This window comes from Streptomyces sp. SDr-06, from assembly GCF_003324565.1.
In the GTDB taxonomy this organism is placed as follows: Bacteria; Actinomycetota; Actinomycetes; order Streptomycetales; family Streptomycetaceae; genus Streptomyces.
The window spans coordinates 150,789-165,040 of record NZ_QOLA01000010.1 but is presented as its reverse complement, the minus strand read 5'-3'; the positions used below and the strand labels follow the sequence as shown (position 1 = coordinate 165,040).

The following is a 14,252-nucleotide window of genomic DNA, read 5'->3' as shown; positions in this document are numbered from 1 at the left end:
ACGTTCCGGGAGGACTCGCAGGCAGGCCCCACGGCCTCGTGGGCGAGGACGGTGTCGAGGGCGGGCTCGGTGATGCCGCCCCCGTACCGGCGGCCCGGACAGGTTCCGTACGACAACGGATCGGCCGAATCGCCCCTGGCCTTCCCCATCGAGGACATCCGCGCAGCCGTCGAGCTCCAAGCGGCCCGCCATGTCCGCGGTAAGGTCGTGATCGATCTCTGACCTCAGCTCCGAGCGTCCGTACATCGGACCGGCTGATCCAGATACGGACACCGTGGTGTTCCTGATCTTGGGCCACGTGCTGGAGGAGATGCGCGTCAAGGGGCCTTTCCGACGGTTGTTGTCTGCGACACCGGAAGTCGGAGAGCAGGTCGGGCGTCCGGGCGCGGGTGGGGCGTTCACGTGTACGCCGACATCGGCGGCGGTGAAGAGCCGACCCATCCCGGTGGTGAGGCCGGGGTGCATGATGCGGCTGGGACGCCCGGAGAAGGTGCCGGGGAAACCGGCCCGGATGGACAACCGCGAGTGCCGGAGAGCGATCCGGCGGGCGGCCCGGTGCAGCCGCAGACGGTACCGCCGACCTGGCTGTCCTGTCGTCAGACGCACTGGCAAAAACCGGAGTTGATTCCGCTGCGCGCTGGCCGATCTGCCTGGTGGCGCCTGCCATCGTTCTGGGGGCCGTTGCGCGGAGGGGCCGCCAACGTCCAGCGGCCTGACCATGCGTTGGCTACGGCGGAAAGGATCTGCAGTTCGTTCTCGGGCAGAGCCCCGTTTTGAATTCCCCGACCCGACGGAGGCGGCCCGTTCTCGACTGCGACGCAGCGGACGTGTGGGGTCGCCGAGGCCGTGGCGGTGTGTGCGATTGCCGTGGGCGTTCCCGCCAGCGGGGGCGATCGGCCCCTGCTGGCGGCGCCCATCTGCGCCCGGGACTTGTCAGGTCTGTTCGCCCGAGAGGAGCGGCTCGAAGGAGCGATAAGCGGCGTAGTTCCTGAAGTGCCGGGCATAGAGTTCCGAGCCGTCGGTGAGGCGCTCGTCGAGCACCTCATTGACGTCGACGACGTGCCGCAGCCGCCACGTGATCAGCTCACCGGCGTCGTTCTCGTAACTCGTCTCCAGGCTCTTGCCGTGCGCTTCGGCCTTCTCGCGGGCCCGCGCTTCGTCGTCCGCGGTCAGCAGAACGAAGCTCTCCTGGTAGAGCGGAGCTTGATCCTTGGTGTCCGCGGAGGTCTCGCACAGCAGGACGGCGATGTAAGTGGTCATGTTCCCGGGCTATTTCTTGAAGCGGTTGTCGTTGAGGAGCTTCCAGGCGGTGTTGCACGAACTCGCCCGGCAGTTCTTGAGGTAGCTGAGCGTGTCGCCGTAGTGCTGCCCGGGGAACACCTGCCGGATGGAGCCCCGCCGACAGCGGGAGATGAAGTTGGTGGCGATCTCGCCCAGGTTCTCGTTCGCCACGCAGGCGTCATCGAGATGGTGTGCGGGGGCGACGTGTGCGGGGTGGGTGGCCGCCGCCGCGTCCGTGGGGAGGCCGGTCACCACGCCGCCTGTCAGGGCGGCGGCCAGCATGCAGCGGACCAGGAGCGCCCGCGCGAAACCCCAGCCTCCGTCGTGATGGGTGCTCATCGGATCAGCAGCCCGTCATCTTCCCGTAGGCGATCCAGACTTCGCCCTTGTTGTTGAGGCTCACGTTTCCGGACTTGTGGAGCCCGGTGTACTTCCCGCGGTACTTCCGCAGTTCCCCGACGGGCGATTCCAGCGTCACGTAAGGGGAATCGGGCTTCCAGTCCCCGGAGAACTTCGCGTAGACCTCGTTGGTCCCGTCGGTGCCGCTTGCCCAGCAGGCGCGCGAGCCGGAGTAGAGCACGAGGTTGCCGTCATACTGCATCTCCAGGCGGTAGCCGCCGTTGCGGAGACAGTGGCCGGGGATGAGCCTGTCGCTGAAGGACGTGCCGTCATTGCGGCACTGGTCGAGCACTCGGACGCCGTGAGCGGCCTCGGCGGGGGCGGCCGTGGCCAGTCCTGTCACTGCCGCGAGGGCAGTCATCAGGTTCACCGCGGCCAGTACGCAAACCCGGGAGACGTTCTTCATGCGAGCTGCCTTTCGTGAGCGCTTTTCGCGTGCGATGACAGAGAGTATCGAGAGATATGCGATGGGTTGCCGGAATCGCGGAGCTCTCACCCGTAAGGGCAGTGCGGAGGTCAAGCACGCGTTGCGTCGGTGCGTGCCGTGCTGACATTGCGGCCGCGGGCAGACGAACGCGGAGTCGTACGCCGGAGGGGCGCATGGCCGACCTCGGTGCGACTTGTGGCGGGCTGGTGGGTGCGGCTCGGCGCCGGGACCTCCCCCCCAAGGCGTCGCCCATGGGATCGTCAGTTCAGCCACCCTTCGGGCCGCTTGGGCCGTCCTCCGAAGCAGGGACGGGAGTTGACCGCAACCACTTCCCGCAGGGCCTCTGCCATCAGGAACTGTCACCGCGGCAAGCGGAAAACGGGGTGGCGTTGTGCAGGTGCGGCGGGGGAGGTGAGCATGCGGTCATGAGACCCGAAGTGCAGATGTTTGTTGCCGACGGACCGCTTCCCGACTGGGACGCGAGCGAAGCAGAGATCGAGGAGCGTGAACGCCAGCTGGCGGCGATCTCCCGGCCTGTCACGCCGAAGGAGGCCGCTGCCCTGGCCACTTGCTTCGGCCCCGACGACTGCTACGGCGTCGCCTGGACGCTCCTGCACCTGATCGAGACCGCCACCGGCCGGGTCCCGCAGTGGGAGGATCCGGGCCCGGAGGCTGGGGACTGGGCGGAGGTTCTGCGGGCGCGATGGGGTGGCCAACACTCCCCGGCCTGACCGGTCACCAGCATGCTGTGTCGTCCCCCGATAACCGTGGGGAGAAGTGAGCCTCTACGTTGTGGCGGGCGGCGGCCTGCCGTGGGAAAAGTACTGGTACGGCGCGGGAGCGGATCTGGTGGACGGCCGCCTCCCCGACCTGATCGACGTGTCCTGGGACGGTCCACGTCCCGCCCGGCTGGAAGAGCGCGGACGGGTTCGTCTCGGAGATGTTCGACTGGTTTCGCCTCGACCGCACCGAGGGACAGGAGCATGCCCTGTACGTCGCGAGGAAGGGGGGGACCCCTGCGCGCGTGGCTGAGCACCCGACTCGGCTACGTTGAACTTTGCTGGGTCGGGTGCAGCGAGGTGAGGGCGTGCCAGGGCTCAGCTTTTCAGGCGCCTGCACCGCCGTCCACCGGCACGATTGCGCCGGTCACCATGGAGGCCCGGTCGCTGAGCAGCCATGCGGCCACCTCGGCGACCTCTCGGGGCTCGGCCATCCGGCCGAGCGGGGTGGCCGCGGTGATCGCCTCGACGACGCCGGGGGAGGCCGCCTCCCATGCCTCGATCATCTCCGTTGCGGTGCCGCCAGGGGTGATGCCGTTGACCCGGATCCCCTGCGGCCCCCATGTCACGGCGGCGGTCTCGGTGATGCTGTTGAGCGCACGCTTCATCGCTCCGTAGGCGGGCAGAGCCGGGTTCGCGCGGCGGCTGCCGATGCTGGAGGTGTTCACGATCGCCCCGCCGCCGTTGCGTCGCATGAGTGCGGCTTCGGCCGTCATGGCAGCCCAGTGGCCCCGGAAGTTGACCGCGAACTGCTGCTCGATGTCCTCGTCGCTGGTCGTATCCAGCGGGCCGGGCTGCTGGACGGCCGCTCCGTTGTTGAACGCGCCGTCGAGCCGCCCGTGCAGCTCTTCGACGCGGTCGAGTGCCGCATGGATGCTCGCGCGGTCGGCGAGGTCCACGGTCACGGTATCCGCGAGGCCGCCGCCGGCGCGGATCTCGGTCACGATCCGTTGGAGGGCGTCGGCGCTGCGTGCGGCGAGCACGACCGCGGCGCCCTCGCGGGCGAAGAGCCTGGCTGCGGCGGCCCCGATGCCGCGGCTGGCACCGGTAATGAGCACGACCTTGCCGGAGAGCAGGCCACTTGGAGTGATGTCAGTTGTGTTCTTCGTCATGACGAGAGTGTCAGATCGGCCTCCCCACCGGATACAGGCACAGCCAGTACCAGGCTGCGCCGGCGCACAGCGTGCACAATCGGCACATGGACAAGCAGGAGCTCGGGGCCTTCCTACGCAGCCGTCGCGCACGGCTCCGGCCGCAGGACATAGGCCTCCCCCACGGACCACGGCGCCGGACACCGGGACTTCGCCGCGAAGAGGTGGCTGTCCTCGCGCACATCTCCACGGAGTACTACGTCAGGCTCGAACAGGGCAGAGCGCCGCGCCCGTCGGGCGAGGTCCTCGCCGGGATCGCTGAAGCGCTGCGGCTCACGGACACCGAGTCCGACCACCTTCACGTCCTCGCCGGTACCGCGCCAAGCCGAAACGGCCTGCACCGGCGCGATGTGCGCCCGAGCATCCTCGCGCTCATCGAGCGGCTGCCGCAGACGGCCGCCTTCGTGATGTCCGCCGCCTTCGAGGTGCTCGCGTGGAACGACCTGGCGGCTGCGCTCACGGAAGACTTCGCCGAACTCGCCGCCGAGGACCGCAATCTGGCCCGCCGGGCATTCCTCGGGTCCAACCGACCTGTGTACGGAATCTCCGACGCCACGGAATTCCGCCGCCACGTCGTCATGGGACTGCGCTCCGCCCTCGCCCGCTACCCCGGCGACCCCGCCGTGACCTGCCTGGTTGACGAACTGCGCGCCGCCAGCACCGATTTCGTCCGGCTCTGGGAGCGGCACGACGTCCAAGCTGCGCCCATGCTCACGAAGACCTTCCGCCATCCGGTCGTCGGGGAGCTCACTGTCGACTGCGACGCGCTCACGCTCACGGACCGCGACCAGTACCTCGTGCTCTACAGCGCGCCGCCGGGATCCCCTGACGCCGAGGCTCTGGCCTTCCTGAGCGCGCTCGGAGCCGAGAGTGTCAACGTGGGCGGGCCGTCTTGATGAAGCCGGACACGACGGTCGCCTTTTCTTCGGGATCGTCGCACGCGGTGACTGCGGGGGCGTCGCTGTGGCGGCTTCGCCGATGCGGAATCAGTGCTTCGTCGTCGATGGTCTCTTCTGCGTCCACGGTGTCAAGCCTGTTTGACGGTCGGGCTCGGGAGCGCTGCCTGTCGGCAGCGGCGTATCCGGTGCGCGGTCTGGTTCACCCTTTGGTACTTCCTGCTTCTGGCAGGGGTGGGAAAGATCTGGGTCAGACGTCCCCTCCTTGATCATTTGGCTGCGAGGGTGGGGTGGACGCCGCTTCTGCGGGCTGTGCGGCCGCGTGGTTGCCGGATGCCGCGGTCCGCGGCCTGTCGCAGGGTGGGGTCATGGCCGCAGAGCGTGTGATCGTGGTGTACCCGCCCGACGAGATGGGCGGGCGGCGGGTGCGGGTGGACGGCACGATCCTGGGCCGGGCCCAGGATCTGCGGGATCTCACGGAGTACCTGCGACGCGTGGGGCTCGAAAGCATCGACGACCTCGACGTGGTCCGCTCCCCGCTGATCGAGTGGCGGGGCGGCGGACCCGAGGACTGGGATCCGGTCTGAGCGGTGGGGCGCGGTTGGGCAGGCGGTCGGCGAGCCCGTCGCCGACCAGCTGCACGAGCGCCTCGCGCACCACGGCCGGGCCTACGCTCTGCTGCTTGGGCAGGTCCTGCGGATTGAGGGGGCGCCGGGGGAGTGGTCCCCTTGCATGATCGCGTCCCGCAGGTGTGTGTGGACCTGCTCGGAGAGGATCTGCTTCCCGGCGATGTCGGGAAGTGCGTTGTACTCCCCAGAGCCCTGGCGCGGACAACCCGGCAAAGGAACGACGAGAAGTGGAGCGCGGCGACGGCACGCCCCGCGGCGCGCGGCTGGCTCGACTCCCATGGCGTTGTCACCGACGCCCACAGCGCTCACGCGAGCGCATCGAAGCGGAGACGGACAAGCACTGCGCCGCCCTATGGACGCCGATCGGCGACACAGGTGCCCGCCGCTGCGCCTCGCTCGTCGCGCCGATCCCCAACGCGTTCGCCGCGGCGGAGACGCCCGGCCGTCCCCGGACGGTCTGATCTGGCACAGATATTCCCTGCGAGCAAGACCAGAGCAAAGCCAACAGCGGCCGCTGGACGCCGTCCGAGTGCGCTCGGTCCCTGCCATCGCGGCGGAGCACGCGAACATCAGCTTCGCCAGCCCGGTGGGGTCGCGACGCTCTGGAATCACGGACTTGAGTACCCGTCATGGGTGCGGCCCCTCATGTGAGGGTCAGCGTCGTCTGCCACGCGCCGGGGGGCATTCCCGTCGCCTTCCGGAAAAACACTGAGAAGTTGGATGTGTCGGGGAACCCGAGCGTGCTGGCGCAGCGGGCCGCGGTGAGGCGGTCGTGTGCGAGGAGCCGTTTGGCTTCGAGGACGATCCGGTCGACGATGTACCTCTTCGCCGTGCGGCCGGTGGCTTCTTCCACCCTGCGTGAGAGGGTGCGGGGCGCGTATCCCAGCGCGCGGGCGTAGTAGCCCGCGTCGTGGTGTTCCCGAAAGTGCGCTTCGACGCTGGCCCGGAACAGTCGGAACACCGGATGTGACAACCGTGCTTCGGCGTGAGGTGGCCGAAGCCGGGTGATGAGCGCGGAGAGCAGGATGTCCGGCAGCTCGGTCGAGATGTCCCCGGGCGGGGCGGATGTCTCGAGGAGGAGATGGTTGCGGGCGGCGTCGACGAACGGCCAGCCGGCGTCAGGAATGATCCAGTGCGCGGCCAAATGCGGAGACGCTACGAGTTCCCGGGTGGCGTGGGTGACCGGAGCAGTCGGCACGAACAGCACGACGTGGCCTGCCACTTCGGTGATGTCGTCCCACCGGTGCACCGCGCCGGGGGGCACCCACACCGCGGACCGTTCCTTGATCGGGTGGTCGAGGAAGTCCACCCTGAGGGAGCCGTGCCCGGCGTCGACGACGGCCAGGACATGGAAGTCGGCACGCTGTGTGCCGCCGTCGTTCAGCTCGCGAAGGCGGTCGAATGTCATCGTCTCGACCGTGGCGGCACGGCGCTCCGCCGACTGGTAGGTCATCTGTCGGATCACGCTCACGAGTCCAGTTTCCACCATCGGCCGACCGGTCGCGCTGATGTCCTCCCTGGGTGAGCAAGTTTCAATGAACGCACAGGGAAACCGCTCATAGCAGTCATCAGGAGAACCACGATGCCTTCGACACGGCCGACGCCACTGCCCACTTATCACCATCGGCCCGGGGCCGGACCGACCCTGGTGTTCCTGCACTACTGGGGTGGTTCCGCCCGCACCTGGGACCTTGTTGTCGACCGCCTCCCGGGCCGTGACGTGCTCACGTTCGACTTCCGCGGGTGGAGCCGGTCGCGTGGTCTGCCGGGCCCCTACACGCTCGATCGGCTCGCCGACGACACGCTCGCCGTACTCGCCGACGCGGGCGTCACCGACTACGTCCTGGTCGGGCACTCGATGGGGGGCAAAGTCGCGCAAGTGGTCGCGGCGACCCGGCCCGCCGGTCTGCGCGGCATCGTCCTCGTCGGCTCCGGCCCGGCGAAGCCCTCCGCCCAGATCACTCCGGAGTACCAGGAAGCCCTGTCCCACGCCTACGACTCCGACGAGTCCGTGGCCGGGGCGCGGGATCACATCCTCACCGCGACCGAACTGCCCGCATCGATCAAGGCCCAGGTGGCGACCGATTCGCGGGCCGGCGTCGAAGCCTGTCGCACCGAATGGCCGCTGCACGGTATCGCGGAGGACATCACCGAGCGGGCTCGCATGATCAGCGTTCCCGCTCTCGTCGTCGCTGGAGAGAACGACCGGGTCGAGCCCGTCGACGTGCTCCGCGACAACCTTGTGCCCTACCTGTCCCAGTCCGAGTTCACGGTGATACCCACCACCGGTCACCTGATCCCGCTGGAAGCTCCGGCCGACCTCGTCGACGCCATCACGGCCTTCGCGCCGGCCGCCTGACCATCCGCGCGGCCTGACAACAACTGGCCGGGTTGTGGACCGACCGGCCGGTCCACAACCCGGAGGCCCTCGCCGCCGAAATCGTCAACCCGCCCTTCGCCAGGTTTTGTTGGAGTTTGGACGCCTACCAGACTGCCTGCACCGGCGCGACCTCTCACGAACCCGGCGCGCCCGTTCGCAGCCCGTCCATGACGAGGTCGAGGAGACGGGTCGAGCGTGTCTGCCAGTCGCTGTGCGGGTCGATCTGGAGCAGCCCGGCGATTGCGAGCAGGAAGTCGTCGGGCGTCACTCCGGGGCGGATCGTGCCCGCCTCCTCGTTGGCCCGCAGCAGCATCGATACCGCCGCGACCATCGGGCCGTGGCCCAGGGCGCCCAGGGTGCGGTAGGCCGTGCTGCCACCGCGCAGCGCCGCCGCGAGCCCGACCTTCGCCATCACGTACTGGGCCAGGCGATCCATCCATTCCCGCAACGCCCGGTCCGGCGGCCGGGTTTGGACGAGGTGCGCCGCCGCGTCCGAGAGCTGCTGGACCTCGTAGCGGTAGACCTCCAGGACGAGCGCCTCGCGGTTGGGGAAGTTGCGGTAGAACGTGCCCTGCCCGACACCGGCCTTCTTGGCGATCGCGCTCAGGGGTGTGTCGGCCGAGCAGGTCAGCTCCTCCAGGGCCACTTCCAGGATGCGCTCGCGGTTGCGCAGGGCGTCCGAACGCAGGGGGGCGTCCTTCTTGTGCCGCATACGTGATCCTCCTGACGCCCGGCGCTCCGGCGCCCCCGGGACTCGTGCCCGAAGCACTCTTGCTAAGCGGACAGCTGTCCGTTAAGTTCGAGGCTAACGGACAATTGTCCGCTTGACTGCACCCTAGCGGCACGCGGAGTTCGTGCAACTGGCCGGAGGGCCCGCACGATCCGGCCCGCGTTCCGCCGCACATGCCACCCGTCCCCGGCACGCCCTTCATCTCCGTACCCCTTCGCTTCGCGCACACGCCTCAGGCGCACGTGACAGGGGCCTTCCGGCCCCCGGCCCACCCGCCGTCCCTCGCACGCACGTGAAAGAAGGCTGTTCATGGCCCCGTTGACGTCCAGCGTCATCACCCTCAACATCAACGGCGAGAAGCACACGCTGCCCGTCGACCACCGCACCACGCTGCTCGACGCCCTGCGCGAGCGGCTCGATCTGACCGGTACCAAGAAGGGCTGCGACCAGGGCCAGTGCGGGGCGTGCACGGTCCTGGTCGACGGGCGCCGGGCGGTCTCCTGCCTCCAACTCGCGGTCGCCGCCGAGGGCCGCGTCATCACCACCATCGAGGGGGTCGCGGACGGCGACCAACTGCACCCGGTGCAGCAGGCGTTCCTCGACCTCGACGGCTTCCAGTGCGGCTACTGCACGCCGGGGCAGATCTGTTCGGCCCTCGCGGTGATCGAGGAGCACGCGGCCGGCTGGCCCAGCGCCGTCAGCGCCGACGTCAGCCCAGAGGCGGAAGCACCACCGCTCAGTGCCGAGGAGATCCGGGAGCGGATGAGCGGCAACCTCTGCCGCTGCGGGGCCTACGTGGGGATCGTGGCGGCGGTCGCCCGGGCCGCCGGGGTCACGACGGGCACCGCCAAGGAGGCAGCGGTATGAGGGAATTCGGCTACCAGCGGGTACACGACGTCCCCGGCGCGGTCGCGCTGCTCGGGGCGGAGCCCGAGGCGCGTTACCTGGGCGGCGGCACCAACCTCGTCGACCTGATGAAGGCCGGCGTGGAGCGGCCCGCGCTGCTGATCGACGTACGGGAACTGCCGCTCGACCGCATCGAGGCGACGGCGGACGGCGGCCTTCGCATCGGCGCGACTGTCACCAACAGTGACCTCGCCGCCCACCCGCAGGTGCGACGCGGCTATCCGGCGTTGGCCCAGGCCGTGCTGGCCGGCGCCTCCGGTCAGCTGCGCAACATGGCGACCGTGGGCGGCAACCTGCTCCAGCGCACCCGCTGCGGGTACTTCACCGACATCGCGCTGCCGTGCAACAAGCGGTCTCCGGGCAGCGGTTGCCCCGCTGTGGCGGGAGAGCACCACAATCACGCCATCCTCGGCGCCAGCGAGCACTGCGTCGCGGTGCATCCCTCCGACATGGGCGTCGCGCTCGCCGCCCTCGACGCGGTCGTGTCGTACGAGACGGCCGCGGGGCCGGGTGAGCTGGCGATCACGGACTTCTACCTGCCGGTGGGGGACACTCCGCACCTGGAGACCGCGCTGCCGAGCGGAGCGCTGATCACCGGGATCACCCTGCCGCCCGCCCCGCTCGCGGCCAACTCCCGCTACCGCAAGGTCCGCGAGCGCGCCTCGTTCGCGTTCGCGATCGGCTCGGTCGCCGCTGCCCTGGACGTACGGGACGGCGTGGTGCGCGACGCGCGCCTGGCGCTGGGCGCCGTCGCGTCCCGGCCGTGGCGGGCGCGTGCCGCCGAGCGGGCGCTGATCGGCGGACCGGCGAGCGCCGAGGCGTTCGCGGCCGCCGCCACCGCCGAACTGGCCGCCGCCGAGCCCCTGCCGCACAACCGCTACAAGGTGGCCCTGATCCGCAACCTCGTCGTGGCGGTGCTGACCGACCTCGCCGAGCAGGCCGACCCCGCCGAGGAGAGCGTCCGATGACCACCACGACCGGAACCCCCGTCACCACAGGCGCGGTCGGGGCCGCGCGCAGCCGGGTCGAAGGCCGGGACAAGGTCACCGGAGCGGCTCGCTACGCCGGGGAGATCCCCTTCGCCGACCTCGCTCACGGATGGATGGTCGCCTCCACCGTCGCCCGGGGCCGGATCCTGGAGGTGGAGGACGCCCCCGTCCTCGCCATGCCGGGCGTCCTGGCCGTCCTGCACCACGGCAACGCCCCCCGCGTGGAAGGGGAGTTCATCGGCCTTCTGGGCCGCCCCGACCCGGTCATGGCGGTGTTTCAGCACGACCGCGTGCCGTTCGTCGGCTGGCCGGTCGCCCTGGTCGTCGCCGAGACCTCGGAACAGGCCAGGGAGGCGGCCGAGGCGCTGGTGGTGCACTACGACACCGAGCCGCACGACGTCGCCTTCTACGCGGACCGCCCCGGTACGTACACGCCGGAGAACTCCCCGATGCTGCAGGCCGAGACCACGAAAGGCGATGTGGAGGCCGAACTCGCAGCGTCCGCCGTCGTCGTGGACGCGCGCTACACCACGCCGGAGGAGCACCACAGCTCCATGGAGCCGCACGCGGCCACCGCCCGGTGGGAGGGCGGCCGCCTGGAGGTTCACGACTCCAACCAGGGCAGCAAGTGGGTGGCGGACGAACTCGCCGCGCTGTTCTCGCTCGACCCGGCCTCGGTTCGGGTGCGCTCCGAGCACGTCGGTGGCGCCTTCGGCTCCAAGGGCGTCCGCCCCCACCAGGTGCTCGCCGTGATGGCAGCGACCGTCCTGGACCGCCCGGTCCGCGTGGTCCTGACACGTCGTCAGATGTTCTCCGTCGTCGGATACCGCAGCCCCACCGCGCAGCGCGTCCGGCTCGGCGCCGACGCGGACGGCCGGCTGCGCAGTCTCGACCACCAGGCGCAGAGCCTCACCTCGACCGTCTTCGAGTTCGTCGAGCAGAGCGCCTCCATCGCGCGGATCATGTACGACGCCGACGCGCACCACACCGTCAACCGCGTCGTGCCCGTTGACGTCCCCACGCCCACCTGGATGCGGGCGCCCGGCGAGGCGCCCGGCTCCTTCGCGCTGGAGTCCGCCCTGGACGAACTCGCCGAGAAGTGCGGCATCGACCCGATCGCGCTGCGGGCGCGCAACGAGCCGGTCGCCGGGCCGGTCTCCCAACTGCCCTTCAGCAGCCGCAACCTGAACGCGTGCTTCCAGGAGGGCGCGCGACGCTTCGGCTGGGCCGCCCGCGACCCGCGTCCCGGGCTGCGCAGAGAAGGGCGCTGGCTGCTCGGCACCGGCACGGCGGCGGCCACCTACCCGTCGGGCGTCGCCCCCTCCACGGCAGCCGTGACGGCCGAGGCCGACGGCACCTTCACCGTACGCATCACCGCCGCGGACGTCGGCACAGGGGCCAGGACCGCACTGACCCAGATCGCCGCCGACGCGCTCTCGGTGGCCGCGGAGCGCGTCCGCGTCCGCATCGCGGACAGTGACTTCGGGCCCGCGATGGTCGCGGGCGGTTCGACCGGCACGCGCTCCTGGGCCTGGGCCGTCATGGCCGCCGCCGGGGATCTTCGGGAACAACTGGCCCTGGGTGGAGACATTCCGCCCCAGGGGATCACCGCCCGCTCCAACACGGCCGAGCTCGTGGGCTCGCTCCCGCCGAAGGAACGGCACTCCTTCGGGGCGCAGTTCGCCGAGGTCGCCGTGGACGTCACCAGCGGCGAGGTCCGGGTCCGCAGACTCCTCGGGATCTTCGCGGCGGGCCGGATCGTCAACCCCCTGACGGCACGCAGTCAGTTGGTGGGCGGCATGACTTGGGGCCTGTCCATGGCCCTGCATGAAGAGGCGATCAGGGACCAGGCGTCCGGCGGGCACGTCGGCGCCGACCTCGCGGGCTACCACTTCGCGGCCAACGCCGACGTGCCCCTCATCGAGGCGGACTGGGTGGACGACCCGGTGCCCGACGACCCCGTCGGCGGTATCAAGGGCATCGGGGAGATCGGCGTCGTGGGTGTCGCGGCGGCCATCGCCAACGCGGTCTGGCACGCCACCGGCGTACGCCACCGCGATCTGCCGATCCGTCCCGACCGTGTCCTGCGGGCCGCGAGCGCCACGCACCCTGCCGGACAAGCGACTCCCGAGGGCGGCTCCGTTGCTTGACCTCGCGGGGGAGTTGCGGCGCTGGGTCGAGGAGCGGCGGGACTTCGCCGTGGCCACGGTGGTGGCCGTCGGCGGCAGCGCGCCCCGTCGGCCCGGCGCGGCCCTCGCCGTCGACAGCGCGGGCACGGCCATCGGATCGGTGTCCGGCGGATGCGTCGAGGGTGCGGTGTACGAGCTGTGCGGGCAGGCCTTGCAGGACGGCCGTCCCGTGCGCGAGCGGTTCGGCTACAGCGACGAGGACGCCTTCGCCGTCGGGCTGACCTGTGGCGGAGTGATCGAGGTCCTGGTGACGCCGGTAACCGGCTCCGCGCCGGACCGGGAGGTGCTGTGCGCGGCGCTGTCCGCCGCGGCCGAGGGCGGGCAGGCCGCGCTCGCCCGGGTCGTGGACGGCCCGGCCGACCTGCTGGGCAGGGCGCTCTTCGTCAGGTCCGACGCCTCCCACAAGGGCACGCTCGGCGGGCGCCCGGAGTCGGCCCGCACGGCGGCGGACCTGGCCCACGCCTTCCTGGAGGCGGGCCGCACCGGCACGTTCACCCTGGAGTGTGGGGACGAGGACGCCGGCGAAGGTCCGCTGACCTTCTTCGTCGAAGCACTCGTGCCCCCGCCCCGAATGATCGTTTTCGGTGCGGTCGACTTCGCCTCGGCGCTGGTGCGCACCGGCAAGTTCCTCGGCTACCACGTGACCTTGTGCGACGCACGTCCCGTCTTCGCCACCCGTGCCCGCTTTCCCGAGGCCGACGAGGTGGTGGTGGACTGGCCGCACCGCTATCTGCGGTGCACCAGGACCGACGAGCGCACCGTGCTGTGCGTGCTCACCCACGACGCCAAGTTCGACGTGCCCCTCCTGAAGGAGGCGCTGCGGCTGCCGGTCGCGTACGTCGGAGCGATGGGGTCGCGGCGCACCCACGACGACCGCGAGCGCAGGCTGCGTGAAGTCGGCGTCACAGAGGGGGAGTTGGCGCGGCTGCGCTCGCCGATCGGCCTCGACCTCGGCGCCCGTACGCCCGAGGAGACCGCCCTGTCCATCGCGGCCGAGATCATCGCGGCGCGGGAGGGCGGCACGGGCGCCCCGCTGACCGGTGCGCGCACGCCGATCCACCGCGGCAGGAGGCCGGCGGCCGCGTGAAGACGCTCAGCCCGCAGCGGCGCCGCTCGCCGGACAGCGGCGCCGCCCTTCGGCCCGGTCGCGTGAGGGGATCGGCGCAGGACACTCCCCGCGCCCCGAAGGTCCGCTGAATGCCGACCGCCGCTGGGTGTCCGTCTGACGCGCCTATGGGATTGCGAAGCGGAGCGAATCCGCCACGGTGTCCTGTGTTGTGGATTGACTGCAAGGGGCACTCGTTGCACGATCGGTCGTCACCGCGCGCCCGTGATGTCGGCTGTCGGGGCGTGCGGGCGGTCTGCGGACGTGGTCTGGTGCGGTCCCGCACCACCTTCGGCGGCTCCTGACGGGGTGCCGGGCTCAGCGCAGGTCCCATCCGGGGCGATACTGGTGACTCTGGGTGCTGGTGGGCGTATCGGGGCGGAGGTGACTG

Annotated in this window: 16 protein-coding genes and 1 pseudogene; 9 read left to right on the top strand and 8 right to left on the bottom strand. The window is 70.5% G+C overall.

The genetic code is table 11. The features are described from left to right. Nucleotides 1-72: 72 nt before the first annotated feature. Nucleotides 73-222, top strand: a complete 150-nt coding sequence (locus DT019_RS39690; protein ID WP_189389816.1) for a hypothetical protein — start codon at nt 73-75, stop codon at nt 220-222. Nucleotides 223-933: 711 nt separating this feature from the next. On the opposite strand, the gene DT019_RS21500 is transcribed toward DT019_RS39690, so the two are convergent. The 3 genes from DT019_RS21500 to DT019_RS21490 are packed head-to-tail and all read right to left on the bottom strand — an operon-like array spanning nt 934 to nt 2,086. Next, nucleotides 934-1,260 (bottom strand): DUF4288 domain-containing protein, encoded by a 327-nt coding sequence (locus tag DT019_RS21500; protein ID WP_114038502.1) that lies wholly within the window; start codon nt 1,258-1,260, stop codon nt 934-936. A gap of 9 nt (nt 1,261-1,269) precedes the next feature. Beyond that, nucleotides 1,270-1,620 (bottom strand): hypothetical protein, encoded by a 351-nt coding sequence (locus tag DT019_RS21495; protein WP_114038501.1) that lies wholly within the window; start codon nt 1,618-1,620, stop codon nt 1,270-1,272. Between the two features lie 4 nt (nt 1,621-1,624). After that, nucleotides 1,625-2,086: a hypothetical protein gene (locus DT019_RS21490; RefSeq protein WP_114038500.1), complete on the bottom strand. Its 462-nt coding sequence runs from the start codon at nt 2,084-2,086 to the stop codon at nt 1,625-1,627. Nucleotides 2,087-2,532: 446 nt separating this feature from the next. On the opposite strand from DT019_RS21490, the gene DT019_RS21485 reads away from it, so the two are divergent. Next, the gene (locus DT019_RS21485; RefSeq protein ID WP_223279692.1) at nt 2,533-2,838 is read left to right on the top strand and encodes a hypothetical protein; all 306 of its coding nucleotides are present in this window, start codon (nt 2,533-2,535) and stop codon (nt 2,836-2,838) included. A 374-nt stretch (nt 2,839-3,212) separates the two neighbouring features. On the opposite strand, the gene DT019_RS21475 is transcribed toward DT019_RS21485, so the two are convergent. After that, the gene (locus tag DT019_RS21475; RefSeq protein ID WP_114038498.1) at nt 3,213-3,998 is read right to left on the bottom strand and encodes an SDR family NAD(P)-dependent oxidoreductase; all 786 of its coding nucleotides are present in this window, start codon (nt 3,996-3,998) and stop codon (nt 3,213-3,215) included. An 86-nt stretch (nt 3,999-4,084) separates the two neighbouring features. Between DT019_RS21475 and DT019_RS21470 the strand changes: the two genes are divergently transcribed. Continuing rightward, complete coding sequence (locus tag DT019_RS21470) at nt 4,085-4,933, top strand: helix-turn-helix transcriptional regulator (RefSeq protein WP_114038497.1); 849 nt, start codon at nt 4,085-4,087, stop codon at nt 4,931-4,933. On the opposite strand, the gene DT019_RS39685 is transcribed toward DT019_RS21470, so the two are convergent. Then, nucleotides 4,911-5,060: a hypothetical protein gene (locus tag DT019_RS39685; protein ID WP_189389798.1), complete on the bottom strand. Its 150-nt coding sequence runs from the start codon at nt 5,058-5,060 to the stop codon at nt 4,911-4,913. The genes DT019_RS21470 and DT019_RS39685 overlap by 23 nt on opposite strands. A 241-nt stretch (nt 5,061-5,301) precedes the next feature. Here DT019_RS39685 and DT019_RS21465 point away from each other — a divergent pair, with 241 nt between their 5' ends. After that, nucleotides 5,302-5,520, top strand: coding sequence for a hypothetical protein (locus DT019_RS21465; RefSeq protein WP_114038496.1), 219 nt, complete (start codon nt 5,302-5,304; stop codon nt 5,518-5,520). A gap of 10 nt (nt 5,521-5,530) precedes the next feature. Here DT019_RS21465 and DT019_RS40345 read toward each other — a convergent pair. Both DT019_RS40345 and DT019_RS21450 read right to left on the bottom strand, forming a co-directional pair. Then, nucleotides 5,531-5,667, bottom strand: a pseudogene (locus DT019_RS40345) (GntR family transcriptional regulator); the annotation flags it as partial. A 538-nt stretch (nt 5,668-6,205) separates the two neighbouring features. Further along, nucleotides 6,206-7,051, bottom strand: coding sequence for a helix-turn-helix domain-containing protein (locus DT019_RS21450; RefSeq protein WP_411292721.1), 846 nt, complete (start codon nt 7,049-7,051; stop codon nt 6,206-6,208). Nucleotides 7,052-7,144: 93 nt separating this feature from the next. On the opposite strand from DT019_RS21450, the gene DT019_RS21445 reads away from it, so the two are divergent. After that, complete coding sequence (locus DT019_RS21445; protein ID WP_114038494.1) at nt 7,145-7,921, top strand: alpha/beta fold hydrolase; 777 nt, start codon at nt 7,145-7,147, stop codon at nt 7,919-7,921. Nucleotides 7,922-8,075: 154 nt separating this feature from the next. On the opposite strand, the gene DT019_RS21440 is transcribed toward DT019_RS21445, so the two are convergent. Further along, nucleotides 8,076-8,654: a TetR/AcrR family transcriptional regulator gene (locus DT019_RS21440; protein ID WP_114038493.1), complete on the bottom strand. Its 579-nt coding sequence runs from the start codon at nt 8,652-8,654 to the stop codon at nt 8,076-8,078. A 327-nt stretch (nt 8,655-8,981) separates the two neighbouring features. Here DT019_RS21440 and DT019_RS21435 point away from each other — a divergent pair, with 327 nt between their 5' ends. From DT019_RS21435 to DT019_RS21420, 4 genes are read left to right on the top strand one after another with little or no spacing between them, the layout of a single operon-like run. After that, nucleotides 8,982-9,539 (top strand): 2Fe-2S iron-sulfur cluster-binding protein, encoded by a 558-nt coding sequence (locus tag DT019_RS21435; RefSeq protein WP_114038492.1) that lies wholly within the window; start codon nt 8,982-8,984, stop codon nt 9,537-9,539. Beyond that, complete coding sequence (locus DT019_RS21430; RefSeq protein ID WP_114038491.1) at nt 9,536-10,546, top strand: FAD binding domain-containing protein; 1,011 nt, start codon at nt 9,536-9,538, stop codon at nt 10,544-10,546. Before DT019_RS21435 ends, DT019_RS21430 begins: the two co-directional genes overlap by 4 nt. Then, the gene (locus tag DT019_RS21425; protein WP_114038490.1) at nt 10,543-12,717 is read left to right on the top strand and encodes a xanthine dehydrogenase family protein molybdopterin-binding subunit; all 2,175 of its coding nucleotides are present in this window, start codon (nt 10,543-10,545) and stop codon (nt 12,715-12,717) included. The genes DT019_RS21430 and DT019_RS21425 overlap by 4 nt, the downstream gene beginning before the upstream one ends. Next, nucleotides 12,710-13,843 carry an XdhC family protein gene (locus DT019_RS21420; RefSeq protein ID WP_114038489.1) on the top strand — a complete coding sequence of 378 codons (1,134 nt, stop codon included), beginning with the start codon at nt 12,710-12,712 and terminating at the stop codon, nt 13,841-13,843. Before DT019_RS21425 ends, DT019_RS21420 begins: the two co-directional genes overlap by 8 nt. Nucleotides 13,844-14,252: the final 409 nt, after the last annotated feature.

Coding starts and splice junctions, on each gene's coding strand:
- DT019_RS21475 (WP_114038498.1), bottom strand. CDS start 3,998: ATGACGAAGAACACAACTGACATCACTCCAAGTGGCCTGCTCTCCGGC.
- DT019_RS21490 (WP_114038500.1), bottom strand. CDS start 2,086: ATGAAGAACGTCTCCCGGGTTTGCGTACTGGCCGCGGTGAACCTGATG.
- DT019_RS21495 (WP_114038501.1), bottom strand. CDS start 1,620: ATGAGCACCCATCACGACGGAGGCTGGGGTTTCGCGCGGGCGCTCCTG.
- DT019_RS21465 (WP_114038496.1), top strand. CDS start 5,302: ATGGCCGCAGAGCGTGTGATCGTGGTGTACCCGCCCGACGAGATGGGC.
- DT019_RS21425 (WP_114038490.1), top strand. CDS start 10,543: ATGACCACCACGACCGGAACCCCCGTCACCACAGGCGCGGTCGGGGCC.
- DT019_RS21450 (WP_411292721.1), bottom strand. CDS start 7,051: ATGGTGGAAACTGGACTCGTGAGCGTGATCCGACAGATGACCTACCAG.
- DT019_RS21445 (WP_114038494.1), top strand. CDS start 7,145: ATGCCTTCGACACGGCCGACGCCACTGCCCACTTATCACCATCGGCCC.
- DT019_RS21430 (WP_114038491.1), top strand. CDS start 9,536: ATGAGGGAATTCGGCTACCAGCGGGTACACGACGTCCCCGGCGCGGTC.
- DT019_RS21435 (WP_114038492.1), top strand. CDS start 8,982: ATGGCCCCGTTGACGTCCAGCGTCATCACCCTCAACATCAACGGCGAG.
- DT019_RS21440 (WP_114038493.1), bottom strand. CDS start 8,654: ATGCGGCACAAGAAGGACGCCCCCCTGCGTTCGGACGCCCTGCGCAAC.
- DT019_RS21470 (WP_114038497.1), top strand. CDS start 4,085: ATGGACAAGCAGGAGCTCGGGGCCTTCCTACGCAGCCGTCGCGCACGG.
- DT019_RS39690 (WP_189389816.1), top strand. CDS start 73: ATGCCGCCCCCGTACCGGCGGCCCGGACAGGTTCCGTACGACAACGGA.
- DT019_RS21500 (WP_114038502.1), bottom strand. CDS start 1,260: ATGACCACTTACATCGCCGTCCTGCTGTGCGAGACCTCCGCGGACACC.
- DT019_RS21485 (WP_223279692.1), top strand. CDS start 2,533: ATGAGACCCGAAGTGCAGATGTTTGTTGCCGACGGACCGCTTCCCGAC.